We start from the raw sequence: 25,658 nt of genomic DNA on the forward strand, positions 1-25,658 counted from the left end.
AGCACTATAGGCACACTATGGTTACGTAAACAACTCACGGTTCGGAAACGTGATGTTTACGTTGCCAATCCGTCGAAGTTCCACCGTATGGACGATGTGCGGAGGCAGACGGAGGCCGACCAGATGGACAGAAGACGAAGGAGTTGGATCCATGCAACGACGACGATGGATGCAGGGGGCGATCGCGCTGAGCGGCGCGATCCTCACCCTTGCCCTCGCCGTGCCGGCTCAGGCCGCCACGACCTCGACGCGACCGGGCGCCGGCCCCACGCCGACCCAGATCCCGCAGCTCACCGGTGCCGAGCTCTCCGCGAGCTGGACGGCGCCGCTGAGCACGCGCGGGCGCTACGTGGTGGACGCGGACGGCGACCGGTTCAAGCTCATCTCCGCGAACTGGGATGGCGCGCAAGGGCATTGGAGCGGGAACGGATCCAAGTCCGACCCGACCACGCACAACAGCGGCGACAGTTACGACATCCCGATGGGCCTGGACCGGGTGGCGCTGCCGACCCTGATGAGCGACTTCCACTCGATCGGGATCAACAGCATCCGCCTGCCGTTCTCGAACGAGATGCTCGGGATGACGGCGGCCGTGCCGGACGCGGCGGTCGCGGCGAACCCGCAGCTGCGCGGCAAGACGCCCCTGCAGGTCTTCGACGCCGTGATCGACGCGCTCACCGCCGACGGCTTCGCCGTGATCCTGAACAACCACACCACGACGTCGCTGTGGTGCTGCGGCGTGGACGCCAACACCAAGTGGTACAGCAGCCAGACCACCGAGAAGTGGATCTCGGACTGGGTCATGCTGGCCCAGCGGTACCGGACGAACCCGCGTGTCGTGGGCATGGATCTGCGCAATGAGGTGCGCCGAGATGTGACCGACGACGCGAACTGGGGCATGGGCGACGGCAACGACCTGTACAAGGCGTACCAGCAGGCGGCCATCGCGATCCAGAAGGTGAACCCGGACGTCCTCATCGTGATGGAGGGCATCAACTGGCAGGGGGCGCCGATCGACGGCTTCTTCCACGACCGGCCGATGCTGAAGCCGGTCGCGAACACGTCGAACACGATCCTGCACCCGGACAAGCTCGTCTACTCGGCGCACGTGTACGCGTACACCGGCCCGCAGCACACCGGCGCCACGGGCCTCGGCGAGACGCACGACCTGCGCTATCGGGACATGACGGCGGCGCAGCTCGCCGATGCCGTGATGCAGGAGGCGCTGTTCGTCACCACCGCCGGGCAGCACTACACGGCGCCGGTGTGGATGAGCGAGTTCGGCATCCGCGGGGCCGGGGAGACGGATCAGAAGAACATCGACTGGTGGAACAACTTCACCGACCTGCTCGCCGCCAACGACACCGACTTCGCGGCATGGCCGCTGGTCACGCAGGCAGACGCTGCCGGCACGTTCGCCGACACCTACGCTCTGCTCGGATACCGGCCGGATGGCAGCAGGATCAGCATCGCCGATGACTGGCGATACGCGGGGTGGCAGAAGCTCGTGACCTCCGTCGGCAAGACCGGGCACGTCGACACCCCGACGCGCTGGAACATGCTGGGCAGCGACAGCTACCTGCCCGACACGAACGCCTCGGCGCTCATGCAGGATCGTCCCGACTGGGATCCGGGCCAGTGGAAGGGCGTCTGCCCGGACACCGAGCGCCTCCAGGGCGTGTCCCGCAGCAGTAACCGCGCCCTGTGCACCGACGCCGGGCAGCCGTCCCTCACGACCGTGCGCCACGTCGTCGGCAATGAGGTGAACGTGCAGTCCGACTGGGCCGGCGGCTACAGCAAGCTGCAGTGCGCGAACGGCGAGCTCGCCGTGGGCCTCAGCCTGACCATCGGCACGGTCAACCGCTGGGCCACGTCCACGCTGCTCTGCGCGCCGAGCACGACCACACTGCCGCAGAGCAACGGCCGCACCCTCTGGTTCGACCGCGCCGACAACCGGCCCGTAGGCGGAGGGTCGACCGCGAGCGACTGGGCGCCCGGACGCTTCAAGGGGCAGTGCGCGGACGGCGAGTACGTCGCGGGCATCGCCTACACCTATCAGCGGGTCCAGGGCGGCGTGCCGAGCGCTCTGCTCTGCAAGCCGCTGCACTGACCCATGCGCCTGTCCCGGACGGCGTACCGTCGCTCCGGGACAGGCGCACGATCCTGCGCGACGCGACAGCGCCCCTCGACCCGACCCCCTGCACCGCATTCCCCACCCCGGAAGGATCCGCCGTGATCGACACGATCCACGTCGTCTTCAAGACCCACCTCGACATCGGCTTCACCGCGCTCGCGCGCGACGTGATCGCCGGGTACACCGAGCGCTACCTGCCGCGCGCGATCGAGCTCTCCGAGGAGCTGGAGCGCCGCGGCGGTCCCGCCCGGTTCGTCTGGACGACCGGGTCCTGGCTGATCGATCACGTGCTGCGGGCCGGCACACCCGCCCAGCAGGACCGGCTGGACGCCGCCCTGCGCGAGGGACGGATCCACTGGCACGCACTGCCGCTCACGACGCACACCGAGCTCATGGATCCGTCGCTCGCCGCGTTCGCCGCGTCGATCGCACAGGGGCTGGACGCCCGATACGGCCGGCGCACCATCGCCGCGAAGATGACCGACGTGCCGGGGCACACCATCGGGTTCGTGCCCGTGCTCGCCGCGGCGGGGATCGAATACCTGCACCTGGGCGTGAACGGCGCCTCCGCGGTGCCGGACGTGCCGGAGTTCTTCGTGTGGCGCGCACCCGACGGCGCCGAGGTCGTGGTGAACTACGCCCGCTCCTACGGCTCGGAGGGGCTCGACCTCGCCGTCGTGCCGGGCGGATCCGACGCGCTGCACCTCGCGCACACCGGAGACAACAACGGCCCGCCCTCGGCTGCCGAGGTCGAGGAGCTGTTCGCCGCCCTGACGGCCGCGCACCCCGGCGCACGGATCGTCGCATCGAACCTGGACGACTTCGCCGCCGCCGTGCTCGCGCACCGCGACGCCCTCCCCGTCGTGACCGCGGAGATCGGCGACACCTGGATCCACGGCGCGGGCGCCGATCCCCTGCTCACGGCGGGACTGGGCGTGCTGCAGGGGCTGCGGACCACGTGGCTGCGCGACGGCGCGCTGGATCCGTCGTCCGCGGAGCACCACGACTTCGGCGTCGCCCTGCTGCGCATCGTGGAGCACACCTGGGGCGAGGATCTGAAGACGTACCTCCCCGACTACGTGAACTACGCCAAGGCCGACTTCCGTGCTGCGCGCGCCCGCGATGTCGTGGATCCGTCCGCGAATCCCGCGGACACCCGCGCCTACGACTGGGCGTGGGCGGAGCATCCGTCGCCGCAGGGCCTCACCTACTCCGGCTTCGAGGCGTCATGGGCCGAGCAGCGCGCGCACCTGGATGCCGCTCTCACCGCCCTCGCCCCTGAGCGCGCCGCCGCGGCGCGCTCGGCGCTGGCCGAGCTGCGTCCGTCGGCGGATACCGGCGCCGGCCCCGCCACCCCCGAGGCCGAGGCCGAGGCCGAGGTGAGCGTCGGCGAGGAGGTCGCGCTGGGGCGGTTCCGGGTGACGTTCGGGGCGGACGGCGCGATCACCGGGCTGCGCGACGAGCGCGGGGCCGTGTGGGCGGATCCGGAGCACACGCTCGGCGCCTTCCGGCATCAGACCTTCGACGAGCGCGACGAGGAGCGCTGGCTGCAGCAGTACTGCCGCGATCTCGGACACACCGGCGTCTGGGCGATCCCCGACCAGGCGAGCCCCGGACTCGCGATCGCCGACACCCTGCCCGCACGCGTGACGGCGCCCGAGCTCCGCGGCGTCACGATCCGCACCGCTCCGGAGGGCGACGGCACGGCGCTTCTCGAGCTGACCCTCCCGGAAGAGCTCGTCGCCGAGACCGGGGCGCCGCGGCGGGCCCGCATCGAGTACCGGTTCCCGCAGGGCGAAGGGCCGATCCGGATCCTGCTCGACGTGTGCGGGCGAGAGGCGTCGCGGCTGCCCGAGGCGAGCTGGTTCGGCTTCCGTCCGGCGCCGGCCGAGGAGGCCGCCGCCGACGCCTGGGCGCTGCGCAAGCTCGGCGTGCCGGTGCACCCCGGACGCGTGGTGAGCCGCGGCAACCGCACGCTGCACGCGGTGACGGCCGTGGAGCGCCGCGGATCCCGTCCGCTGCGCCTGCGCACCATCGACGCCCCGCTCGTCGCGGTCGGCACCCCTGCGCTGCTGCGCTTCGACGACGAGATCCCGGATCCGGCCGACGGATTCGCCGTGAACCTGCACAACAACGTGTGGGGCACGAACTTCCGGATGTGGTTCGATGACGATCTGCGCTACCGGTTCGAGCTGGACCTCGACGGCGCAGCCGCCTTCGCAGAGGAGAACCGATGACCGACGTCCGCCGCGCGTCCGCCGCAGATGACGCACTCGTGACGAGCCCGCTGGTGATCATGGCCGTGCGTCCGGACGGGTTCGAGGCGGTGTGGGCGGTGAGCCGGCTCAGCCGCGGACGGCTCGAGTGGCGCACCGACCGCGCCGAGGGTGAAGCGCGGATGGATCCGTTCGGCATGACGCCCCAGGACGAGCAGGTGCTGCGGGTGCGCGCCGAGGGGATGCACCCCGGCACGACGGTGCAGGTGCGCGCGGTCACCGAGGCGGTCGGCGACCCCGGCGCGCAGCACGTGAGCGCATGGAAGACCGTGCGCCTGCTGGATGCGTCCGCCGCACACGCCCGGATCGCGGTGTGGAACGACACGCACCGGCGCGACGACACGATCCGCGCCCTCGACGAGCAGACTCCGGCGGTCGACCTGCTGGTGTGGAACGGCGACCTCTGCAACGACTGGAAGACCCCCGGCCAGTTCGTGAGCACCGTGCTCTCCCCCGCCCAGCGCGACATCAGCGCCGACCGGCCGCTCGAGATCACGATCGGCAACCACGACGTCCGCGGGGACTGGGCGTTCCAGTTGCAGGACTACGTGGCGACCAGGGACGGCCGGCCCTTCTCCGCCGCGCGGATCGGGCCTGTGGCGTGCCTCTTCCTGCACACGGGCGAGGACAAGCCCGACGCGCACCCCACCTTCGAGGGTCGCGTCGCGTTCGAGCCGCTGCGTGCCGAGCAGGCGCTGTGGCTGCGCGAGGCGATCGCGCGGCCGGAGATCCGCGACGCGCCCTACCGCCTCGTGTTCTGCCACATCCCGCTGCGCTGGACCGATGAGACCCCGGCCGACTACGACGCGGAGGGCTACGACTGGTTCAGCCGGTTCAGCCGCGACGCCTGGCATGACGCCCTCGTCGCCTGGGGCGCGCAGCTCATCGTCTCCGGGCACACGCACGAGCCGGCGCTGATCCCCGCCGACGCACGGTTCCCGTATGCTCAGGTCGTCGCGGGCGGGCCCGACATCGACGCCTCCTCGGCGGAGGCCGCGACCTGGATCGACATCCAGGCGGATCCGGGGTCGCTGCGCCTTCGGATGCGCACCCTCGACGGGGCGATGCGGATCGAGGAGACCCTGCTCCCTTGCGCTGGGAGCCGGGGCGCTGCGCCGGATCCGAAGACCGCCGGGTGAGTGCTCCCCGGTCAGCTCATTCGATCGGGGTTTCCGGGGCTGGCGGCGGTTGCACGCCCCCCACACACGCCAAGGACCGGCGCTGGTGCCAGCGCCGGTCCAAGTCCTCGTCTCGACTACTTGGTCACAGGCGAGAAGCGACTTGTGAGATTCGAACCGATGAGAAAAGCGACGACGCCGATCAAGAGGTAAAGCGCGAGATCTTGAACCACCGGGCCGTCGAGTTTGCCCGTGAGGCCGAACCATCCCAGCACGCCGAACCAGGCCAGCACGAGCACACCCGCAATGGCGGTGCCCAGCTTCCGACCGACTCGCCCCACGATGGCGCCGAGTACAAGTGGGGATATCCCTGCAATGGCAATGCCCATCATCTTCGCTGCTCCTAGCAGTCTCGCACCGTGTCAGCGGGCTGTCAGCTCACCAGCGCCGGCCGTGGCGGCGCTCCCAGGCGGCCTCGACGGTGACCGGGCGCCCGGCGTAGACACCGGCGGGGATCGACGCCACGAGCAGCGCGGTGAGCACGATCAGCGGCACCTGCCAGCCGCCGGTCGCGGTGTGCACGACCCCGAGCAGGAAGGGGAAGACCGCGGCGAGCACGTAGCCGCAACTCTGCACGAACCCGCTCAGCGCGACCGCGGTCTCCGATTCGCGCGCGCGGATGCTGATCAGCACGAGCGCGAGCGGGAAGAGCAGGCCGGCGAGCCCGTACAGCAGCACCCACAGCCAGACGATCGACGGGGCGGGGAACAGCAGGAGTCCGAGCAGACCCGTCACCGCGCCCACCGCGCCGATCACGTAGAGCGCGGTCGTCGCCTGGAACCGCACGATCAGCACGGGCACGATGAGGGATGCCGGAAGTCCGGTGAACGCGAACAGCGAGAGCAGGAAGCCGGCCTGCTGCGGGGTCGTCCCGGCGTGCTCGACGAGCATCGTCGGCAACCACGCGAACGCCGTGTACGCCATGCTCGCGGAGGTGCCGAAAACGCCCGCGAGTACCCAGGCCAGCGGAATGCGCGCGAGGCGCGAGAACGCGCGGGAGCTGGACGGGGCGGTGACGATCGGGCCGGTCGAGAGGGCCGTGGCGTCCTCGAACGAGAGACGATCGGTTCCTGCCGCGGCCGCGTCCTCGGTCTCCGCGGGCGGGGCCGTGGCACCGACGGCCGTGGCCTCGGCCCGCGCGCGCAGCAGCATCACGATCCACGGGATCGTCCCGGCGAGCGCGAACACGGCCCACATGGCCAGCGACACCCGCCAGCCGGCGACGTCCGCCGCCGGGACCGCGATCAGCGGGGGCAGGAACGTCGAGAACGCCATCACCGTCGTGTACAGCGTCATCATCAGGCCGAGCCGGTCGGGGAAGTACTTCTTCACCAGCGGGGGCATCAGGATGTTCGCCATGCCGACGCCGGCGAAGACGAGCGCCGTGGCGATCAGCAGCGTGGTCGCGTCGACCGCGAGCCCGCGCGCGACCAGCCCCACGGTGACGGCGCCCAGGGCGATCACCGCGACCCGCTCGAGGCCGAGCCGTCGCTCCATGAGCGGCGTGAGCAGCCCGAACAGCGCGAAGCACACCGGCGGTGCGGTGCCGATCAGGCCGACGACGGCCGCCGGCATCGGGAAGTCGCGCGCCACATGGTCGACGACCGGGGACAGCGACGCCACGGCCGAACGCAGCGAGAACGCGACGAGCACGATGCCGAGCACCGCCAGGACGCGCCCGCGCCAGAGCGGGCGGACCTCGGGGCCGCCCGCCGTCACGAGCTCTGCGACCCCTCGAGCCAGCCCAGGTACTCCTCGGTGACGGTTCCGGTGACGTACCGGCCGTCGAAGGGGCTCAGATCGAGATCGGTGAGCTCGGATCCCTCCATGATCGCGGCCTTGAGGTCCTCGACCTCCTGGAAGACCATTCGATCCGCGCCGAGCACCTCCGCGATCTCGGGGATCGTGCGGCCGTGGGCGATGAGCTCGTGCTTGGACGGCATGTTGATGCCGTACACGTGCGGGTGCCGGATGGGCGGCGCTGCGGACGCGAAGATCACCGACTTCGCCCCGGCGTCGCGGGCCATCTGGATGATCTGCTTCGAGGTGGTGCCGCGCACGATCGAGTCATCGATGAGCAGCACGTTCTTGCCCTTGAACTCGGTCGACATCGCGTTCAGCTTCTGCCGCACGCTCTTCTTGCGCACCGCCTGCCCCGGCATGATGAAGGTCCGGCCGACGTAGCGGTTCTTGTAGAAGCCCTCGCGGTACTCGATGCCGAGCTTGCGGGCGACCTCCATCGCGGCGGGGCGCGACGAGTCGGGGATGGGCATGACCACGTCGATCTCGTCCAGCGGCACGTGCTTCGCGATCGTGTCGGCGAGGCGATCGCCCATGCGCAGCCGGGACTCGTACACGGAGATCCCGTTCATGACCGAGTCGGGCCGGGCCAGATACACGTACTCGAAGGCGCAGGGCGCGAGAACCGGATCCGCCGCGCACTGCTTCGTGAACAGCTCGCCCTCGTTGGTGATGAACACGGCCTCACCCGGCTCGACCTCGCGGACGATCTCGTAGTCGCCGTTCTCGAGCACGAGCGACTCGCTCGCGACGACCCACTCCTCCCGATCGATCCCGGAGGCCCCCGACGGTCGCACGCGCTTGCCGAGGATCAGCGGCCGGATCCCGAACGGATCGCGGAACGCGAGCAGTCCGTACCCGGCGAGGATCGCGATGACGGCGTAGGCGCCCTCGATCCGCTTGTGCGTGCGGGCCACGGCCTCGAAGATGCGCTCGGAGTCGAGATCGACGGTCGAGGTCGTGGTCTGCAGCTCGTGCGCGAGCACGTTCAGCAGCAGCTCGGTGTCGCTCGAGGAGTTCAGGTGACGGCGGTCGCGGTGCGCCATGTCGGCGGTGAGCTCGCGCGTGTTCGTGAGGTTGCCGTTGTGGATGAGGACGATGCCGTAGGGCGCGTTCACGTAGAACGGCTGGGCCTCCTCCTCGCTCGACGCGGTGCCCTTGGTGGCGTAGCGGACGTGGCCGAGGCCGACGTTGCCGAGCAGCGAGCGCATGTCGCGGGTGCGGAACGCCTCGCGCACCATGCCCTCCGCCTTGGCCATGTGCATGACGCCGCTGGGCTCGGCCGTGGCGATGCCGGTCGCGTCCTGCCCGCGGTGCTGCAGCAGAAGGAGCGCGTCGTAGATGTCCTGGTTGACCGGGGCGTGCCCGACCATTCCGACGATGCCGCACATGGGTGTCAGTTCGCTCCGTCCGCGTAGGCGCCGACCAGGCGCACGGCACCGCCGTCGACGCCCTTGGCGCCCTGTTCGAATTCGCCGGCCGGGCGCGCGGCGACGGAGTCGAGCCGCACCGTCCCGACCTGCCAGGTGTCGATGCCCCCGGCCGTGAGCGCGTCGGCGATCGCAGTGGCGGAGGAGGCGTCGACGACCGCGAGGAAGCCGATGCCGAGGTTCCAGGTGCCCTCGCTGGACTCCAGCGTGGTGCCGGCGAGGTCGCTCAGCACGCGGAACACCGGAGCCGGCGACCACGTGGAGCGGTCGACCTCGGCCCAGGACCCCTGCGGCAGCACTCGGGCCAGATTCGCGGCGATGCCGCCGCCGGTGACGTGGCTGAGCGAGTGCACGGCGCCCTCGAACCGGTCGGTCAGCCCGAGCAGCGGGGTCGTGTACAGGCGGGTGGGGGTCAGCAGCGCCTCGCCCCAGGTCGCGCCCAGGTCGTCGGCGCGGTCCCCGTAGCCGATGCCGGCCTTGGCGAGGATGTGCCGCACGAGGGAGTATCCGTTGGAGTGCAGGCCGCTGGAGGCGAGGGCGAGCACGACGTCGCCGTCCTGCACGCGCTCGGACCCGAGGATCCGATCCGCCTCGACGATCCCGGTCGCCGCGCCCGCGACGTCGTAGTCGTCGACGCCCAGCAGACCGGGGTGCTCGGCCGTCTCGCCGCCGACGAGGGCGGTGCCGGTGAGCTCGCAGGCCTCGGCGATGCCGCGCACGATGTCGGCGATGCGCTCGGGGAACACCTTGCCGCAGGCGATGTAGTCGGTCATGAACAGCGGCTTGGCTCCGACCACGACGATGTCGTCGACGACCATGCCGACCAGGTCGTGCCCGATCGTGTCGTGCTTGTCGATGGCCTGCGCGATCGCCACCTTCGTGCCGACGCCGTCGGTGCTCGACGCGAGCAGCGGCCGGCGATAGCCGAGCAGGGCGGAGGCGTCGAAGAGACCGGCGAATCCGCCGACCCCGCCGAGCACCTCGGGTCCGTGCGTGGCACGGACGGCGGACTTCATGAGTTCGACGGCGCGATCGCCGGCTGCCGTATCGACGCCGGCCTCAGCATAGGTGCGGGAGGACACCCGACAATCCTACCGGCGGGCGGCTGTGCGAAGACCCGGCGGAGACCGCCGTCATCTGGACCGGACCGCACGTCCGGGACGGCCCGGATCCGAAATGTCCTGGTGCATCGTCGGCGGACCTGGTAAGACTTGACTCCCCCGATCCTGAGAGACCCCTGAAGGTGCATGGACGCACCGGAAGCGAGATCGCACGGCGACGATGCCGTGCCCTCGAGAATGGAGAGGACGATCGTGGCACGCACGCAGAAGGACAAGGGATCCGCCCCTGCTCCGGCGGAGGAGACGCCCGCCGCGAAGAGGCCCACCCCTCGACGCCGCGCGTCGAGCGACGCGGTCGCCCAGGATCCGCTCACGCCGGCGGCGAAGACGACGAGCGGGTCACGATCGCGCGCACGCAAGCCGGTGCCGATGCCCGCCACGTCGGCGAACACGGGTCCGCTGCCGGTGGCCGCACCCACGCTCGATCCCGAGATCGCGGCCGGACAGGCTCCGGCCCGCCGTCACGGGCTGAGGAACATGTCGGAGATCCGGCACTACTTCCGCACCAACCGCACCCCGATCTTCTTCGTGGGCGCCTCGTCGTTCAACCTGCTGGGGCTGGACCGTTGGGTGCGGGGGTTCTCCTACATCGCCTACTACGACAGCTGGCAGGGTGCTCATCCGCGGGTGTTCAGTCCGATCCACAAGCCGTACGTCGAGTGGGAGAGCGGAGAGCAGATCAACAACTGGCTGCTGCGCCATCACGAGGTGCGCGCGCACATCGCCCGGCTCACTCCGGCCGGTGAGAAGCCGCGCATCGCGCTGGTGTTCTTCGACGAGGAGACCGAGGCGATCTGCGAAGAGCTCGGCTACGAGCTGATCCTGCCCAAGGCGTCGCTGCGGGAGCGCCTCGACTCGAAGATGGTGACCACCCGGATCGCCGACTCCGTCGGCGTGCCCAGCGTGCCCAACATCATCACGACCGTGAGCTCGTTCGAGGACCTGCAGGAGCAGGCCGAGAAGGCGGGACTCGGATCCGATCTCGTCGTGCAGACCGCTTACGGCGACTCCGGCAAGACCACGTACTTCATCACCGATCCCGCCTCGTTCGGCAAGAACGCGAAGGAGATCATCGGATCCGAGCTCAAGGTCATGAAGCGGATCAACAACCGCCCGATCGCCGTCGAGGCGGTGCTCACCCGGCACGGCACGATCGTCGGCCCCTTCATGACCGAGATCACCGGGCACAAGGAGCTCACGCCGTATCGCGGCGGCTGGGCCGGCAACGAGATGTTCCCGGATGTGCTCGACGACGCGACCCGACGCACCGCCACCAGCCTCGTGCGCAAGCTCGGCGACGCGCTGAGCGCCGAGGGCTACCGCGGATTCTTCGAGGTCGACGTGCTGCTGGACACCGACACCGGCGACGTGTACCTCGGCGAGCTGAACCCGCGCATCTCCGGGGCTTCGGCGATCACGAACGTGACGGCGGGCGCCTACGCCGACGTGCCGCTGTTCGTGTTCCATCTCCTCGAGTACGCCGGGGTGGAGTTCGATCTCGACGTCGACGAGATCAACGACCGCTGGGAGGAGCTCGCCGCCGCCGACCAGTGGAGCCACATGATCATCAAGCACACGGATCCGACCGTGGAGCACATCGACGTGGCTCCGCCCACCGGGAGGTATGTGCTGGACGCCTACGGCCGCCTCGCGTTCTCGCAGGGCGACCTGGACTGGCACCTGCTCGGCAGCGAGTCGGAATCGTTCTTCCTGCGGATCTACGGCCCGGGCGACTACCGTTGGAAGGGCGCGGATCTGGGGATCCTGGTCACCAAGGGCCGGCTGCAGACGCCCACGGGGCGCCTGTCCATCCGCGCGAAGCACCTCATCGAGTCCATCCGGGCGATGTACGCGGCCACGCCGCTGCCGCCCGCGGCGGAGATCGACGAGCACGAGCGCGAGCAGATCGGAACCGAACCGACACCATGAGCGGTGATGTGACACCCCCGTCGACGGACACCTGGAACGGCACGATACCGGCGACGGGCGGTGCACCGGACGGCCCGCGGCCGATCGACGGGTTCATCCCCCCGCTCGAGGCCTGGCAGCAGGAGCCCAACCTCCGCTGGTCGATGCAGCACATGGCGGACTTCCTGCCGGTGCACGAGATCTCCTCGCGAGGACGCACGCTCGCGCTGCCCTCGGTTCCGGCGGACCTCAGCCACATCGACGTCCCGCATCCGTGGGAGCAGCGCTCGGCGCCGTTCGAGGACGTGATGGCTTCGACCTTCACGGACGGCTGGATCGCCTGTCGCGACGGCGCGGTCATGGGCGAGCAGTACGTCGGCACGATGTCCCCGAGTGTGCTGCACCTGCTGATGTCGGTGAGCAAGTCGCTCACGACGGCGGTGGCCGGCACCCTCATGGGCGCCGGCGCGCTGGATGCGGGCGCGCAGGTCACCGCCTACGTCCCGGCGCTGATCGGATCCGGCTACGACGGCGCACGCGTGCGCGACCTTCTCGACATGCGCACCGGTGTGCGGTTCTCGGAGGCGTATCTGGATGAGAACGCCGAGGTCCGCCTGCTCGAGGAGGCCATCGGCTGGGCGCCCCGCCGGCACCCCGACACCCCGGGCACGCTTCGCGACTTCCTCGCCACGCTGGGCGCGGACGGGCCGCACGGCGGCCGTTTCGACTACAAGTCCTGCGAGACGGACGCGCTCGCGTTCGTGCTCGAGGGCGCGACGGGGATGCACGCGGCCGATCTCATGTCCGAGCGGCTGTGGGGGCCGATGGGGGCGGAGTCCGGCGCCAACGTCGGCGTGGACGCGGTCGGTGCGGGCATGTTCGACGGCGGCGTCTCGGCGTCGCTGCGGGATCTGCTGCGCTTCGGCACGCTGTTCCTGCGCGACGGGGCGGCGATGGACGGGAAGCAGGTTCTCCCCTCGTCCTGGATCGCCGAGACGATGACCGGCGCACCGGACTCCCGGGCGGCCTTCGCCAACGCCGCGGAGCCGACGCTCATGCCCGGCGGCATGTACCGCAACGGGTTCTGGTTCCCGTACCCGGGGTCGGACGTCTTCCTCGCACTCGGCATCCACGGCCAGATGATCTACGTCAACCGCCCGGCGAACGTCGTTGCCGCCAAGCTCTCCAGCTGGCCCACCCCGCAGGACGCAGAGCGGCTGCTGTGGACGATCAAGGCCTTCGACGCCGTCGCCCGCACGATCCGCTGACCGAGTCGACCCGGCCGAATCTCTCGGTCGGGGAGCGATGTCTGTCGCGTTTCGGATCCGAACCCGACAGACATCGCTCCTCGAACCCGGAATCTCCACGCCCGGAGCCCCCCGGAATCCGTACGATGGGGCCATGGTCGACAAGCCGCAGTGGCTGGTGCGCGAGGAGGCCGGGATCCCGGTGCTCGTCGCGCTCGCGCTGCGCCAGCGACTCGGGATACGGACCCCCGCCGAACTCCCCACGCTGAGGGATCATCCGCTGCGCGCGTTCGACGACGCCGGGGCGGACGACGCCCTCGAACGTCAATGGCGGGCGTACTGGGACATGACGGTCGAACCGGAGACGCACCCCTCCGCCGCTCCGCTCGAGCTCATCCACGGCTTCGACACGATCGTCGCGCTGCCGGCCGTCGGAGCCGAACGGCTGCGCGCGGCCATCGCACCGCTCGCCGCAGAGGTGGTGCGCTACGCGAACGAGGCGCAGCAGCGCTATTCGAAGTCGGTCTCGGGCACCGGTGACCCGTACCGGGCCTACGCCGCGGCGCTCGCGGAGTTCGAGCGCGACACCGGGCGCCGGGCGCACTCCTTCGAGCTCAACGTGCACGTGCTGCCGCTCGCGCAGCGCGGGATCTGGCGCATCGGGGCGTTCAGCATCGCGGTGACCGACAGCCTCCGGCACGACCCGGTCGACTTCGACAGCGCCATCCGCCCCGTCATCGCCGAAGTGGCCTGAACGGCGCTCACGCGGTCGGCGCGTGGAGCTGCTCCGCCCCTTCAGGACGGGAGGTTGCTCGGCCTCCGGTGCTCGCGTGGTCCCGTTTGGGGCGCGATCTGGCCGTTTGGGGCGCGCCACCACCGCCAAACCCGGCGCGAGGCGCCCCAAAACGTGGAAACACGCCCCGAAACGGCCGCGCGGGTGCTCGCGCAAGGCCAGCCGCCCCCTGCGCCCACGTGCTCGAACGGGGCCAGCCGCGCCCGGTGCTCGCGCTTCCGCGCGGGCTATTCGGCGATCGTCTCGTGGTCGACGCGCACCACGCGCTCGCTGCGGCGGGCCACTCGCTCGAGCAGCAGCGCGAGGACGCCGAACACGGCGACGCCGGCCGGCACCGTCCACAGCAGCAGGAAGCCGAACACCTGCCCGAACGGGTAGGCGACCTGCGTGGCCTCCGAGGCGTCGAAGTTGCCGAACACGGTCAGCAGGAACGCGAGCACCACGCCCAGCCCTACGCCGATGCCGAGGAAGACGCCCCAGCGCGGTGCACGACGAACGCGTGCCTCGACGATCTCGGGCGTGCGGTGCGGCTGCGACGTGCTCATGGATCCATTGTCCCACGCGCACCTGTGCGCGTCCCCGAGGGCGATCAGGGCCGCAGCGGCAGCAGCGCGGTGAGGTCGGCGCGAGTGCCGGAGGCGTGTATGCGGCCCGCCTCGAGGGCGGCGGCCCAGGTCTCGGCTCCGGTCGCGACGGCGATCCACGTGGCCGGATCCAGCTCGACGACGTTCGGCGGGGTGCCGCGGGTGTGCCGCGGCCCTTGCACCACCTGCACGGCGCCGAACGGCGGGACCCGCACCTCCACGCTGTTGCCCGGAGCCTTCTCGTCGAGCAGCTGCAGCAGATAGCGCACGCCCATGGCGTAGTCGGAACGCGCGGGCCTCTCCCCGGCGGCGAGCGCGGCACGGGCCGCGTCGAGCGCCGCGCGCCCCGCCGCCGTGTCGATCCTGCTCGCCATGCATCCAGCGTAGGCGGGTGGCGGGGTTCCCGCGCCTGCCGGGTGGGGCGGGCGTAGGCTCGGAGCGATGACCGCGGACACACAGACCCTGCGCGGCGCGCGCGCCGAGCTCCTCGCCGCCGTGCAGCGCGGCGAGTCGTGGCTGCCGCCGTACCCGCAGATCGTCAACGAGCCCGTGCCCGCGGCGGTGCTGATGCTGTTCGGCCGACTCGACAGCATCCCGGCGCGCGCCGACGAGGCGACGGTCGCCGCCGACCTGGACGTGCTGCTGCAGCGCAGGGCGCGCACCCTGAACTCGCACCCGGGCCAGGTGTCGTTCCCCGGCGGACGCAGCGAGCCGGAGGACGTGGACGCCGCGGCCACGGCGTTGCGCGAGGCCCAGGAGGAGACCGGCCTGGATCCGTCCGGGGTGGAAGTGCTCGCCTCGCTGCCGGATCTGCCGCTCGCCGCGAGCAACCACCTGGTCACGCCGGTGCTCGCCTGGTGGCGAGTGCCGTCGCGCGTCGCTGCGGTCGACCACGCCGAGACTGTGGAGGTGTTCCGGGTCCCGGTCGCGCAGCTGCTCGACCCCGCCAGCCGGTTCACCTCGACGCTGAGCCGCGCTGGCGCGACCTATCGCGGGCCGGCGTTCGACATCGACGGCACGATCGTGTGGGGTTTCACCGCCGGCGTGCTGGACGGCCTGTTCGAGGCCGCCGGGTGGACGATCCCGTGGGATCGATCCGTGGAGCGCCCGATCACGCTGTGAGGCGCGGCCGCATCGTGCCGTGATGCCGTGATGCCGTGATGCCGGCGCATCCTGCCCGGATCCGCGGCGCCGTCTGCAGGATCACGCGACGGATGCAGGACGGTTCCGGCGATCCGGCCCTGCATCCGTCGCACGGTCCTGCATCCGTCGCATCACCCGACCAACCCGCCGCCGAGCCGGTGTCCGTCGCACCGCCCGGCCACCCCGCCGCACGGTCCTGCATCCGTCGCACCGCCCGGGCATCCGTCGCCGACCGTCATCCGCATGCGCCCGCTCGGTAGGCTTGCGGGGTGAAGATCCTCGTCCTCGGTTCCGGTGCCCGTGAGCACGCGATCATCCTCGCCCTGCGCGCCGAGCGCAAGGGCCACGAGATCCTCTGCGCCCCCGGCAACGCCGGCATCGCGCAGCACGCGACCCTGGTCGAGGTGGATCCGATGGACGGCTCCGCCGTGCGCGCCTTCGCCGACGAGCACGCCGTCGACCTCGTCGTCATCGGCCCCGAGGCGCCGCTCGTCGCGGGCGTCGCCGACGTGGTCCGCGAGCACGGGATCCCCGTCTTCGGCCCGGGTCGCGCAGCGGCACAGCTGGAGGGGTCCAAGGCGTTCGCGAAGCGGATCATGGAGGCGGCCTCCGTGCCGACCGGTCGCGCCGTGCGCGCGGCCACGACGGCGCAGGTCGAGGCGGCGTTCGACGATCTCGGTGCGCCGTACGTCGTGAAGGCCGACGGCCTGGCCGCGGGCAAGGGCGTGATCGTCACCTCCGACCGCGCCGCCGCCCTCGCGCACGCGGAGCACTACCTGCCGCACGGGCCGGTGCTCATCGAGGAGTTCCTCACCGGAGCCGAGGTCTCGCTGTTCTTCCTCAGCGACGGCGACACGGTGCGCGCCCTGAGCCCCGCGCAGGACTTCAAGCGCGCCCTCGACGGCGACGAGGGGCCGAACACCGGAGGCATGGGTGCCTACTCCCCGCTGCCCTGGCTCGACGAGCAGTTCGGCAGCGAGGCGGCATTCGTCGAGGAGGTCACCCGCACCGTCGCCCTCCCCGTCGTGAAGCAGCTCGACGCCGAGGGCACGCCGTTCATCGGCCTGCTCTACGCCGGCCTCATCCTCACGCCCGCCGGCGTGCGCGTGATCGAGTTCAATGCGCGCTTCGGCGACCCCGAGACCCAGGTCGTGCTGCCGCGCCTGCGCACCCCGCTGTCGCAGCTGCTGCTCGCCGCCGCGACCGGCACCCTCGAGGACCAGCCGCAGCCGCAGTTCTCCGGCGACGTCGCGATCACCGTGGTGCTCGCGAGCGAAGGCTACCCCGAGGCGCCGCAGACCGGCCGCCCGATCGAGGGCCTGGCCGAAGCGGCGGCCGTCGAGGGCGTCGGCATCGTGCACGCCGCGACCGCGGGCCCCGACGCACCGGGCGGCAACCTCATCGCCACCGGCGGCCGGGTGCTGAACGTGGTCGCGACCGGATCCGACTTCGCCGACGCCCGCGCCCGCGCCTACGAGGCGATCGGCCGGATCCGCCTCGACGGTGCGCAGTACCGCACCGACATCGCCGCCCGCGTCGCACAGTAGGCGGGGGCGGGCCGGACTCCGTCCGCCGCGGACGTCGACCCACGCTCAACGTCGAAACCCCCTCGCGGCGCCGATACCCCCTCGCACGGACGTCCGTGCGAGGGGGTATCGGCGCTCAGAGGGGGTATCGGCGAGATGAGCCCGCGCCAGGTGGGCCAGTCCGCGGCGACACCGACCTCAGCGCTTCACGAGGTGCTCCGGACGCTGCATGAACAGGATCCCGATCACGCCGAGGAACAGCACGACGGCGGGCAGGATCATCGACTGCGCCATGGCCGTGGAGAACCCCGCCACCACGAACTCGGGCAGCTTGCCGGTGCCGAAGTCGCCGCCGTGGCTGGCGGCCCCCGGGAGGTTCGCCTCGAGCCGGCCCTGCATGAGCGCGGCGATGGCGGCCGATCCCAGGACGGATCCGATGGTGCGGGTCGTGTTGTAGATGCCCGCACCCGCGCCCGCCTGCCGCGGCGCGAGGTTGCGCGTCGCGGTGGTGGCCAGCGGGCCCCACATCCCTGCCTGGCCGATGCCCATCAGCGCGGACGGCAGCAGGAACATCCAGATCGGGGTGTCCGGGTTCATCAGCAGGCCGTACCAGATCAGCGCGAGCGTGGTGAGCCCGAGGCCCGGTACGAGCAGGATCCTCGGATCCACCCGGTCGAGGATGCGACCCGCGATCGGAGCGAGCACACCCGACAGCACGGCCATCGGGATCAGCAGCAGCGCCGCCTGGGTCGGCGTGAGACCGCGGGCGAGCTGGTAGAAGAACATCATCGGCAGGGACATCGACGTCACGGTGAACCCGACGGCGGCGATCCCGAAGTTCGCGACCGAGAAGTTGCGGTCGCGGAACAGGCCGAGCGGCACCAGCGGCTCGCTGCGGGTCTTCGCCTGCTGCCAGATGAAGACTCCCATCACGACGACGCCGGCCCCGATCATGACCCAGATCCATCCGGCCCAGTCGTAGTGCTGGCCCTCCTGCAGCCCGAACACGATGAGGAACAGCCCGAGCGCGCTGAGCACGACGCCGACCATGTCGAACCGGTGCTCGTGCGTCTTCAGGCGCGGGACGAGGATCCAGGCCAGCACGAAGCCGATCACGCCCACCGGGAGGTTGATGAAGAAGATCCACTCCCATCCGAAGGCGTCCACCAGCAGGCCGCCGGCGAGCGGGCCCACGAGCGTCGCGACGCCCGCCGTCGCGCCCCACAGCCCCATCGCGGCACCACGGCGCTCGGCCGGGAAGGTGCGCGTGATGACCGCCATGGTCTGCGGTGTCATCAGCGCGGCGCCAAGACCCTGCACCGCGCGGAAGGCGATCAGCATCCCGAGGGAGTTGGAGAGACCGCAGCCGAGCGAGGCCAGGGTGAAGATCGTCAGGCCGATCAGATAGATGTTCTTCGGACCGAACCGGTCACCGAGACGGCCGGTGATCAGCAGCGGCACGGCGTAGGCGAGCAGGTAGGCGCTGGTCACCCACACGACGTTGTCGAGGTTGTTCGTCGACGGGTCGAGGGCGGCCTTGATGGCCGGGTTCGCGACCGAGACGATCGTGGTGTCCACGAGGATCATGAAGAAGCCGATGACCAGCGCCCAGAGGGCGGGCCACGGGCTCTTCGGCTTGTGGCCGGCGGCGTAGGCGCCGGTCGACGTGCCGATGGTTTCAGCCATTCTGGTGTGCCTTTCGTTTGGCAAGAAGGTGGTCGGGATCGGGCCCCCAGGAGAAGTCGGAGGAGGCGATCCGGGGGATCAGCGTGCCGAGCCAGTCGATCTCCGCCTGCAGCATCAAGCGGTGCCGGAAGGGCTCGAGGAGATACTGCTCGGGGACCTCGCGGGTCTCGGCACCGTCCAGCACGCCGTCCAGCGTCTCGAGCTCCTCGCGGAGCAGCGCGAGCCGCTGGGTGAGCAGGTCGACCGCCTCGTCCCGGTCGAGGTTGTGCGCCTCGGCCAGCGCGACGCGGAAGGGCGTCTGCCGCCGGCTGCCGCCGAGCTCGCGGCGCACCCACTCGCGCACCGCATCCGCGCCCGCCGGGGTGACCGCGTAGGTGGTGCGCTCGGGGCGGTTGCCGTCGCGATCGACGCCGACCTCCTCGAGCAGTCCCTGTCCGTGCAGGCGGGACACGGTGTGGTACAGCGTGCCGTGGGAGATCGGGATGATCCGGTCGTCGCGGCGGGCGCGCAGCAGCCGCGCCATCTCGTAAGGGTGCATGTCGCCCTCGCTCAGCAGTGCGAGCACCATCACCCCCAACGGGGTGAGCGCCGGATCCTTCACTTCACTCCATCCCGACTAGTCCATGTGGACTAGTCGAATTGGACTATACGCGACTTCGACCATCCCCACCAGCCCCGCGGGGCTCGCGCCTCCAGGACTCCACGGCGCCCGCTCGCTGTCGGGTTCACCGCAACGCCGTCTCCTGCTGCGCCGGCGTCAGCGCTCGGTCCGCGTAGACGAGCCGCATCACGGCGGGATCCGGGTTGTCCGCATCGGGAGCGCGGTGCACCAGACGCAGCCCGACCTTCTCCGCCACCGCGGCCGAGGCACGGTTGTGCTCGACGAGGAAGGCGATCACCGGGATCTCCGGAGCGACCTGCGCCGCCGCGACGAGCGCGGCCCGCGACACCTCGGTCGCGTAGCCATGACCGTGGTGGTCCGCGGAGAGGCGATAGCCGAGGTTCCACACGCGGGCGGAGTCGCCGGAGTCCGCACCGGGATGCCGCACCCCCGACTCATGCACCCCCGGCTCGTGCACCGGGAGCATCGTGCAGCCGCCGTTGCCGATCACCTCGCCGGTGTCGCGGAGCCGCACGATCCAGGATCCGAGTCCGTGGATCCGCCAGCTGTCCGCCCACCGCCCGAGCATCGCGGCGATGCGCTCCGGATCCGTCGGCCGCAGACTCGGGAAGTGCGTCCACACGCGGGGGTCGCTGTAGATCGCGAACATCGCATCGAGGTCGTCCGACTCCGGCCGGCTCAACCGGAGGCGGTCCGTCAGGATCTCGTGGGGGAGGTCGGCGCTCACCCGGGCAGGCTACGCCGAGCCCCGGACATCGCGCCCGCCGTGCGCGAGGGCCGTCGGCACGCCCGCGATAATGGACGCGTGAGCACACCCCTCGAACTCTCCGGCTGGCGTCACCTCTACTCGGGCAAGGTCCGCGACCTGTACGCCCCCGAGGATCCGGCCGATCGGCGCCTGCTCGTCGTCGCGAGCGACCGCGTGAGCGCCTTCGACTTCGCCCTCGAGCCGGGGATCCCCGAGAAGGGCGCCCTGCTCACGGCGCTCAGCCGCTGGTGGTTCGACCGGCTCGCAGAGGGACCGGATCCGATTCCGAACCACCTGGTCGTCGGCGACATCCCGGGCGAGGTCGCCGACCGCGCGATGCTCGCGACGTCGCTGGAGATGCTGCCGATCGAGTGCGTGGTGCGCGGTTACCTGACCGGATCCGGCTGGGCGGAGTACCAGCAGAGCGGGACCGTCTGCGGCATCCCGCTGCCCTCGGGCCTGCAGAACGGCGACCGGCTGCCCGAGCCGCTGTTCACGCCGGCGTACAAGGCGCCGATGGGCGAGCACGACGAGAACATCACGTTCGAGCGCACGGCGGAGCTCGTCGGCGCCGAGCGCGCGGCCCAGCTGCGGGACGTGTCCCTGGCGGTGTACCGCCGTGCCGCCGCGATCGCGGAGGAGCGCGGGCTGATCCTCGCCGACACGAAGTTCGAGTTCGGCGTCGACGCGGACGGCGTGCTGCGCCTCGCCGACGAGGTGCTCACCAGCGACTCCTCCCGGTACTGGGACGCCGCGTCGTGGCGCACCGGATCCACCCCTGCCGCGCGGATGGCGAGCTTCGACAAGCAGATCGTGCGCGACTGGCTGAGCGCCCACTGGGACAAGCAGGGCACCCCGCCCGTGCTGCCCGACGAGGTGGTCGCGCAGACCGCCGCGCGCTACGCCGAGCTGCTGGAGCGGCTGACAGCCTGACAGCCTGACGGCAGCCGAGGTCAGGACAAGGGACTGAGAATCCGGGGACGCGGTGCCACCGGAACGCGGACCAAGCCCGGCCCGGTCGGTCACGTGAGGGCGCCTCGCTCTCAGGGAACGCCCAGGATAGGGTTTTCTGCGACCACCCCACCCCCGATCCGAGGAGCCCGCATGGCCCTGTGGAAGATCCACGGCGACGGACGCACCGTCGAACCCGGCGCCGTCGTCCGCCCCGATGAGCGCCTGAGCTGGCCCGCCACGATCGCGATCGGCGTGCAGCACGTCGTGGCGATGTTCGGAGCGACGTTCCTGGTGCCGATCCTCACCGGCTTCCCGGTGCCGACGACCCTCCTGTTCAGCGGCGTGGGCACGATCCTGTTCCTGCTCATCACGCGGAACAAGCTGCCCAGCTACCTCGGGTCCTCGTTCGCGTTCATCGCCCCGGTGACCGCCGCCACCGCCGCTCATGCCACCGGCGGCGACAGCGGGATCGGCGCCGCCCTGGCCGGCATCGTCGCGGTCGGCGTGCTGCTCGCGATCATCGGCGTCGTCGTGCACGTCGCCGGCGTGAAGTGGGTGGACCGGTTCCTCCCGCCGGTGCTGGCGGGAACGATCGTCGCGCTCATCGGGTTCAATCTCGCCGGCGCGGCCTACGGCAACTTCGCCAAGGCGCCCGTCACGGCGACCTTCACCCTCGCGATCACCATCGTCTTCGCGGTGCTGTTCCGCGGCTTCCTGGGCCGGATCTCGATCTTCCTCGGTGTGATCGCGGGGTACATCTTCGCCGGCTTCCGTGGCGAGCTCGACTTCTCCGCGGTCGACAAGGCCGCCTGGGTCGGCCTTCCCACGTTCCACTTCCCCGACTTCGGCACCCCCAGCGTGTGGAGCGGTATCGCGATGTTCCTCCCCGTGGTGCTCGTGCTCATCGCCGAGAACGTCGGTCACGTGCGCGGCGTCGCGACCATGGTCGAGGATCCGCAGATCAACGCGCAGACCGGCAAGGCGCTCATCGCCGACGGCGTCTCGACCACGATCGCCGGCCTCTTCGGCGGATCCGGAACGACCACCTACGGCGAGAACATCGGCGTCATGGCGTCGACCAGGGTGTACTCGACCGCGGCGTACTGGGTCGCCGGCATCGCCGCGATCCTGCTGAGCCTCTCGCCCAAGTTCGGCGCGATCATCAACTCGGTGCCGGCGGGCGTGCTCGGAGGCATCACGACCGGGCTCTACGGCCTCATCGGCGTGATCGGCATCAAGATCTGGGTGGACAACCGCGTCGACTTCTCCCGTCCCGTGAACCAGTACACCGCCGCAGTCGCCCTCGTCATCGCGGTCGGAGGCTTCTCGATCGCGGTCAAGGACTCGGGCTTCGTCCTCGGCGGCATCGTCATCGCCACGGTGGCCGCGATCGTGATCTACCACGGCGGGAACGCCATCGCGCGACTGCGCAAGTCCGGTGCCGACGACCCCCGCCCGCTCGAAGCCGTCGGCCCGATGGGCGGCGACCCCGCCTGATCAGCGCGAAGGGGCCGCGAGACCGAACCCGCGTCCCGAGCCCGACGATGATTTCGTGGGTCTCGGGCGGCAGGTTCGGTTTCGCGGTCCAGCGGCGCGACGCCAGCACCAGCCGGCGCCAGTCGATCAGCGCGAGGCCCGCGCGCGCGGCTCCGATTCCGAGCCCGGCGCGGGCTTCGTCATTCCGGGAAGGGGTGCATCGGGCTCCGGCAGGCCGTACCGCCGGTGCACCCAGCGGCGCGCCTGCTCGAGCGGATACGAGTCGCCGTAGACGATCCGCTGCCCGACGATCCCGTCGAGCACGCTGCGCAGCATGATCTCCTCGAGCGCCGGATCCGCGTCGCCGCGCTCGCGGAAGATCGATCGGACCGCATCCTCCGCCGCGACGACCCCGGCCATGTGCCGGCGCTCCCCCTCGGCGAACAGCGCCCGCGTGGTCGGCTGCTGCTGCAGGGCGACGACCACGCGCTGCAGGGGGAGGGCGACCGCCGTCATGCCGAGGGCGGTGTCGATGATGGCCGCGAGCCGGACCTCGGGGGGAAGCGACGCGGCGGACGGCGGCCGGGCCTGCTCCTCGGCGGGCCGGGCGACGGCTCCGTCGACCCCGGGGGTGCGGCCCTGCGCCGGCGGCGGGCCACTGTGCGCGATGCCGAGCAGCATGTCGAACCAGCGGTCGATCACGGCCTGGACGAGTTGCTCCTTGCCGCCGAAGTAGTAGTTGACCAGGCCCTGGGCGACACCCGCGCGCCCGGTGATGTCGGCGATCGTGGCACCGTCGATCCCCCGCTCGGCGAAGACGTCGATCGCCGCCTCGAGCAGGCTCTCGCGCGAGCGCTCCCGGGCCATGCGGTTCTGCTCCGGGGAGCGTGCCATGCGCCGTGCCTTCCGGATCCGTTTTCCGGGTGACGGATCCTTTCGCTACATTAATCACTGAACATTCGTTCAACCTACGTTTCCCCTCATACCGGAGGCACCTTCATGCACGGCAGCGCCCGCGTGGATCTGAACGACCTCGGCAGCCTCATCGGCTGGCTCTTCGCCCAGTGGTGGGTGTGGGTGATCGTCGGGGTCGTCGTGCTGTTCTTCCTCGTCGTCTGGATCATGCCGGCCGCGAAGGTGAAGCCCTCCGAGGCCTTCTCGACCGACGACCGCGAGGCGAACGAGATCGCCCTGGGCTTCCTGCAGATCGTGAACCAGCCCTCCGGCCCGTGGAACGACCCGACAGCATCGGCACTGAGCGAGGGCGAGAAGAAGCGGCTCGTCGAGATGTGGGGCGTCGCGACGCGCGAGGAATGGCTCGCCGGCATCGAACGGCTCGTCACGGTCCGTCGCCGGCGCGACGTGTGGGTGACCTGCCTGGCCATCCGCTCGGAGCTCGCGGGACGCCTCGGCCGCGTGCCGAAGAGCAAGGAGTGGATCGCCGCGATCATCGAGGCCGGCGGCGACAAGCGCGACGCCCGCACCTTCGTCGCCGCGATCGAGGGCGTCGAGGGACAGGTGCGCAAGCTCGTCGGCAAGGACATCGTCACGCCCGACGTCTATGTCCGCACGCTCGACGGCTATGCGCTCGGCCAGGCCGTCGCCCTCGCGACCTGGGGCGTCGCCCTGGGCCACGCCGACGTGCCCGAGGCGCGAGCGATCATCCACCGCATCAACGAGGAGGGCCGCCCGGCGTTCTCCTCCTGGGCCGACTTCGGCCTGAGCTACATCACGGGCCGCGTGATGCACTGGAGCGACGGCGTGATCGGCGAGAAGACCTTCGACAAGTTCGGCGACGGCTGGTCCGAGTTCAAGGCCGCGTCCACCGCGAAGCGCAACGGGCCGTGGGCGTCGCTGCCCTGGCAGGTCGGGTGAGCGAGGGCCACAGCGGCACGGATCCGCGCGCCGCGGAACCGATCAGGGTCGACCTCTCCGCGCTGCGGACCCCGCCCGGCATGCGCACGCTGCTCGCCTACGAGCGTGCGGCCGGCATCCCCCTGCATCGGCGGTTCTTCGCCGTGCTCACCGGGGTGCTGCTGCTCACGGCGGCGATCATCGCCGCGCTCTGGTGGCTGGGCTCGATCGGGATGCTCGCCCGAGTGCCGCTGATCGCCGTGTTCGGCGCGTTCTACGGCGTCATGGGCGCGGCGGGCTTCGTCTGGTACGCCGTGGGGCTGTCCCGCCGCGCGCGCCTGGCGATGTTCGCGTGGTCCAACGGGTGGGCGTATGCGGACCTGCTGCAGGGCACTCGCCGACCGGGCTCCGCGTTCACGCGCATGCGCCGCTCGGTCGAACGCGGCGTCGTGGCGTCCGAGGACGAGCGCATCCCGTTCGAGCTGGGCATCGCACGGTCGGTCGGCACGCGCGACGAGGGGGCGACCGTGCAGCGCCCCTTCGCCTTCGTCGAGCTCCCGCTGCCTGCGAAGGTCCCGCACATCGTGCTGCGCAACCGGCGCCGCAGCATCGTGCCCACACTGGGCCTGGGCGGCGCCCGGATGGACCTGGAGGGCCACTTCGCGTCGACCTTCCAGCTGCTCGTGCCGGAGGGCTATCAGCGCGACGCCCTCTACATCTTCACGCCCGACCTCATGGCGCGGATCCTGGATCTCGGCGCCGGCGCCGAGCTCGAACTGGTCGAGGACCGCGCCTACGTGTACCTGCCCGGCAGCACCCGGTTCGACCGACCGGACGTGATGCAGGGCACCGTGCAGATCGCCGAAGAGCTGCACCGACGCTTCGCGGCGCGGACGGGCCCGTACCGCGACGAGAGCACCGGCCCGATCGTACGACCGGAGGGCGTGGCGATCGGGCTGGGCGGACAGCGCCTCGGCGGGCAGGGCGTCTCCCTGCTGGCCGTGGCCGGCGTATCGGCGGCGATGATCCTCTCCGCAGGGATCACGGCGTTCGCGCTGTTCGGCGGGGCGATCCTGCGATCAGGGGGTTGACCGCAGGGCGCCGATCTCTTGGGGGGATCGGCGACCGACGCCCCGTCTCCTGCGCTGTGCACGGCAGGGAGACGGGGCGCTTCGGTG

Annotated in this window: 22 protein-coding genes; 12 read left to right on the plus strand and 10 right to left on the minus strand. The window is 71.0% G+C overall.

Annotated elements, in window-relative coordinates:
- Positions 1–151 precede the first annotated feature (151 nt).
- From ACFWCK_RS05135 to ACFWCK_RS05145, 3 genes are all read left to right on the plus strand, one after another.
- A complete protein-coding gene (locus ACFWCK_RS05135; protein WP_378804865.1) occupies positions 152–2,110 on the plus strand; it encodes a glycoside hydrolase family 5 protein in 1,959 nt (652 codons plus the stop codon).
- A gap of 122 nt (positions 2,111–2,232) precedes the next feature.
- The gene (locus tag ACFWCK_RS05140) at positions 2,233–4,371 is read left to right on the plus strand and encodes a DUF5054 domain-containing protein (protein WP_378804866.1); all 2,139 of its coding nucleotides are present in this window, start codon (positions 2,233–2,235) and stop codon (positions 4,369–4,371) included.
- Positions 4,368–5,549: a metallophosphoesterase family protein gene (locus tag ACFWCK_RS05145; RefSeq protein WP_378804867.1), complete on the plus strand. Its 1,182-nt coding sequence runs from the start codon at positions 4,368–4,370 to the stop codon at positions 5,547–5,549. The genes ACFWCK_RS05140 and ACFWCK_RS05145 overlap by 4 nt, the downstream gene beginning before the upstream one ends.
- A 116-nt stretch (positions 5,550–5,665) precedes the next feature.
- Here the strand turns inward: ACFWCK_RS05145 and ACFWCK_RS05150 are convergent, their stop codons facing one another.
- Genes ACFWCK_RS05150 through purM form a run of 4 tightly spaced genes read right to left on the minus strand, consistent with a single transcriptional unit; the run spans position 5,666 to position 9,900 of the window.
- Positions 5,666–5,920, minus strand: coding sequence for a hypothetical protein (locus tag ACFWCK_RS05150; protein ID WP_378804868.1), 255 nt, complete (start codon positions 5,918–5,920; stop codon positions 5,666–5,668).
- A 46-nt stretch (positions 5,921–5,966) separates the two neighbouring features.
- Complete coding sequence (locus tag ACFWCK_RS05155) at positions 5,967–7,307, minus strand: MFS transporter (protein ID WP_378804869.1); 1,341 nt, start codon at positions 7,305–7,307, stop codon at positions 5,967–5,969.
- The gene (purF, locus tag ACFWCK_RS05160) at positions 7,304–8,779 is read right to left on the minus strand and encodes an amidophosphoribosyltransferase (protein ID WP_233312495.1); all 1,476 of its coding nucleotides are present in this window, start codon (positions 8,777–8,779) and stop codon (positions 7,304–7,306) included. The genes ACFWCK_RS05155 and purF overlap by 4 nt, the downstream gene beginning before the upstream one ends.
- Positions 8,780–8,784: 5 nt before the next feature.
- Complete coding sequence (purM, locus tag ACFWCK_RS05165) at positions 8,785–9,900, minus strand: phosphoribosylformylglycinamidine cyclo-ligase (RefSeq protein ID WP_378804870.1); 1,116 nt, start codon at positions 9,898–9,900, stop codon at positions 8,785–8,787.
- A gap of 231 nt (positions 9,901–10,131) precedes the next feature.
- Between purM and ACFWCK_RS05170 the strand changes: the two genes are divergently transcribed.
- The 3 genes from ACFWCK_RS05170 (at position 10,132) to ACFWCK_RS05180 (ending at position 13,848) form a co-directional block, all read left to right on the plus strand.
- Positions 10,132–11,868 carry a biotin carboxylase gene (locus ACFWCK_RS05170; protein WP_378804871.1) on the plus strand — a complete coding sequence of 579 codons (1,737 nt, stop codon included), beginning with the start codon at positions 10,132–10,134 and terminating at the stop codon, positions 11,866–11,868.
- Positions 11,865–13,115 (plus strand): serine hydrolase domain-containing protein, encoded by a 1,251-nt coding sequence (locus ACFWCK_RS05175; protein ID WP_378804872.1) that lies wholly within the window; start codon positions 11,865–11,867, stop codon positions 13,113–13,115. The genes ACFWCK_RS05170 and ACFWCK_RS05175 overlap by 4 nt, the downstream gene beginning before the upstream one ends.
- A 133-nt stretch (positions 13,116–13,248) precedes the next feature.
- Complete coding sequence (locus tag ACFWCK_RS05180) at positions 13,249–13,848, plus strand: zinc-binding alcohol dehydrogenase (RefSeq protein WP_378804873.1); 600 nt, start codon at positions 13,249–13,251, stop codon at positions 13,846–13,848.
- Between the two features lie 266 nt (positions 13,849–14,114).
- On the opposite strand, the gene ACFWCK_RS05185 is transcribed toward ACFWCK_RS05180, so the two are convergent.
- Together ACFWCK_RS05185 and ACFWCK_RS05190 are read right to left on the minus strand one after the other, a co-directional pair.
- Positions 14,115–14,432, minus strand: coding sequence for a potassium transporter Trk (locus ACFWCK_RS05185; RefSeq protein WP_233312499.1), 318 nt, complete (start codon positions 14,430–14,432; stop codon positions 14,115–14,117).
- A 44-nt stretch (positions 14,433–14,476) separates the two neighbouring features.
- A complete protein-coding gene (locus tag ACFWCK_RS05190; RefSeq protein WP_233312500.1) occupies positions 14,477–14,845 on the minus strand; it encodes a sterol carrier family protein in 369 nt (122 codons plus the stop codon).
- 67 nt (positions 14,846–14,912) lie between these two features.
- Between ACFWCK_RS05190 and ACFWCK_RS05195 the strand changes: the two genes are divergently transcribed.
- Positions 14,913–15,593: an NUDIX hydrolase gene (locus ACFWCK_RS05195; protein WP_378804874.1), complete on the plus strand. Its 681-nt coding sequence runs from the start codon at positions 14,913–14,915 to the stop codon at positions 15,591–15,593.
- A 290-nt stretch (positions 15,594–15,883) separates the two neighbouring features.
- A complete protein-coding gene (gene purD / locus ACFWCK_RS05200) occupies positions 15,884–17,161 on the plus strand; it encodes a phosphoribosylamine--glycine ligase (RefSeq protein ID WP_378804875.1) in 1,278 nt (425 codons plus the stop codon).
- A gap of 177 nt (positions 17,162–17,338) precedes the next feature.
- Here purD and ACFWCK_RS05205 read toward each other — a convergent pair whose 3' ends face one another.
- The 3 genes from ACFWCK_RS05205 to ACFWCK_RS05215 all read right to left on the minus strand — a co-directional run bounded on the left by ACFWCK_RS05205 (position 17,339) and on the right by ACFWCK_RS05215 (position 20,175).
- A complete protein-coding gene (locus ACFWCK_RS05205; RefSeq protein WP_378804876.1) occupies positions 17,339–18,826 on the minus strand; it encodes a DHA2 family efflux MFS transporter permease subunit in 1,488 nt (495 codons plus the stop codon).
- The gene (locus tag ACFWCK_RS05210; RefSeq protein WP_378804877.1) at positions 18,819–19,427 is read right to left on the minus strand and encodes a PadR family transcriptional regulator; all 609 of its coding nucleotides are present in this window, start codon (positions 19,425–19,427) and stop codon (positions 18,819–18,821) included. The genes ACFWCK_RS05205 and ACFWCK_RS05210 overlap by 8 nt, the downstream gene beginning before the upstream one ends.
- Before the next feature lie 124 nt (positions 19,428–19,551).
- Complete coding sequence (locus ACFWCK_RS05215; RefSeq protein WP_378804878.1) at positions 19,552–20,175, minus strand: GNAT family N-acetyltransferase; 624 nt, start codon at positions 20,173–20,175, stop codon at positions 19,552–19,554.
- Between the two features lie 78 nt (positions 20,176–20,253).
- Here ACFWCK_RS05215 and ACFWCK_RS05220 point away from each other — a divergent pair, with 78 nt between their 5' ends.
- Positions 20,254–21,129 carry a phosphoribosylaminoimidazolesuccinocarboxamide synthase gene (locus ACFWCK_RS05220; protein ID WP_378804879.1) on the plus strand — a complete coding sequence of 292 codons (876 nt, stop codon included), beginning with the start codon at positions 20,254–20,256 and terminating at the stop codon, positions 21,127–21,129.
- Between the two features lie 171 nt (positions 21,130–21,300).
- The gene (locus ACFWCK_RS05225) at positions 21,301–22,647 is read left to right on the plus strand and encodes a uracil-xanthine permease family protein (protein WP_378804880.1); all 1,347 of its coding nucleotides are present in this window, start codon (positions 21,301–21,303) and stop codon (positions 22,645–22,647) included.
- A gap of 126 nt (positions 22,648–22,773) precedes the next feature.
- Here the strand turns inward: ACFWCK_RS05225 and ACFWCK_RS05230 are convergent, their stop codons facing one another.
- A complete protein-coding gene (locus ACFWCK_RS05230; protein ID WP_233312508.1) occupies positions 22,774–23,520 on the minus strand; it encodes a TetR/AcrR family transcriptional regulator in 747 nt (248 codons plus the stop codon).
- Positions 23,521–23,625: 105 nt separating this feature from the next.
- On the opposite strand from ACFWCK_RS05230, the gene ACFWCK_RS05235 reads away from it, so the two are divergent.
- Entirely contained in the window at positions 23,626–24,501 is an 876-nt protein-coding gene (locus tag ACFWCK_RS05235; protein ID WP_378804881.1) for a DUF1266 domain-containing protein, read from the plus strand.
- A complete protein-coding gene (locus ACFWCK_RS05240; RefSeq protein WP_378804882.1) occupies positions 24,498–25,571 on the plus strand; it encodes a hypothetical protein in 1,074 nt (357 codons plus the stop codon). Before ACFWCK_RS05235 ends, ACFWCK_RS05240 begins: the two co-directional genes overlap by 4 nt.
- Positions 25,572–25,658: the final 87 nt, after the last annotated feature.

The organism is Microbacterium sp. NPDC060117 (genome assembly GCF_042729315.1).
Taxonomy (GTDB): Bacteria; Actinomycetota; Actinomycetes; order Actinomycetales; family Microbacteriaceae; genus Microbacterium.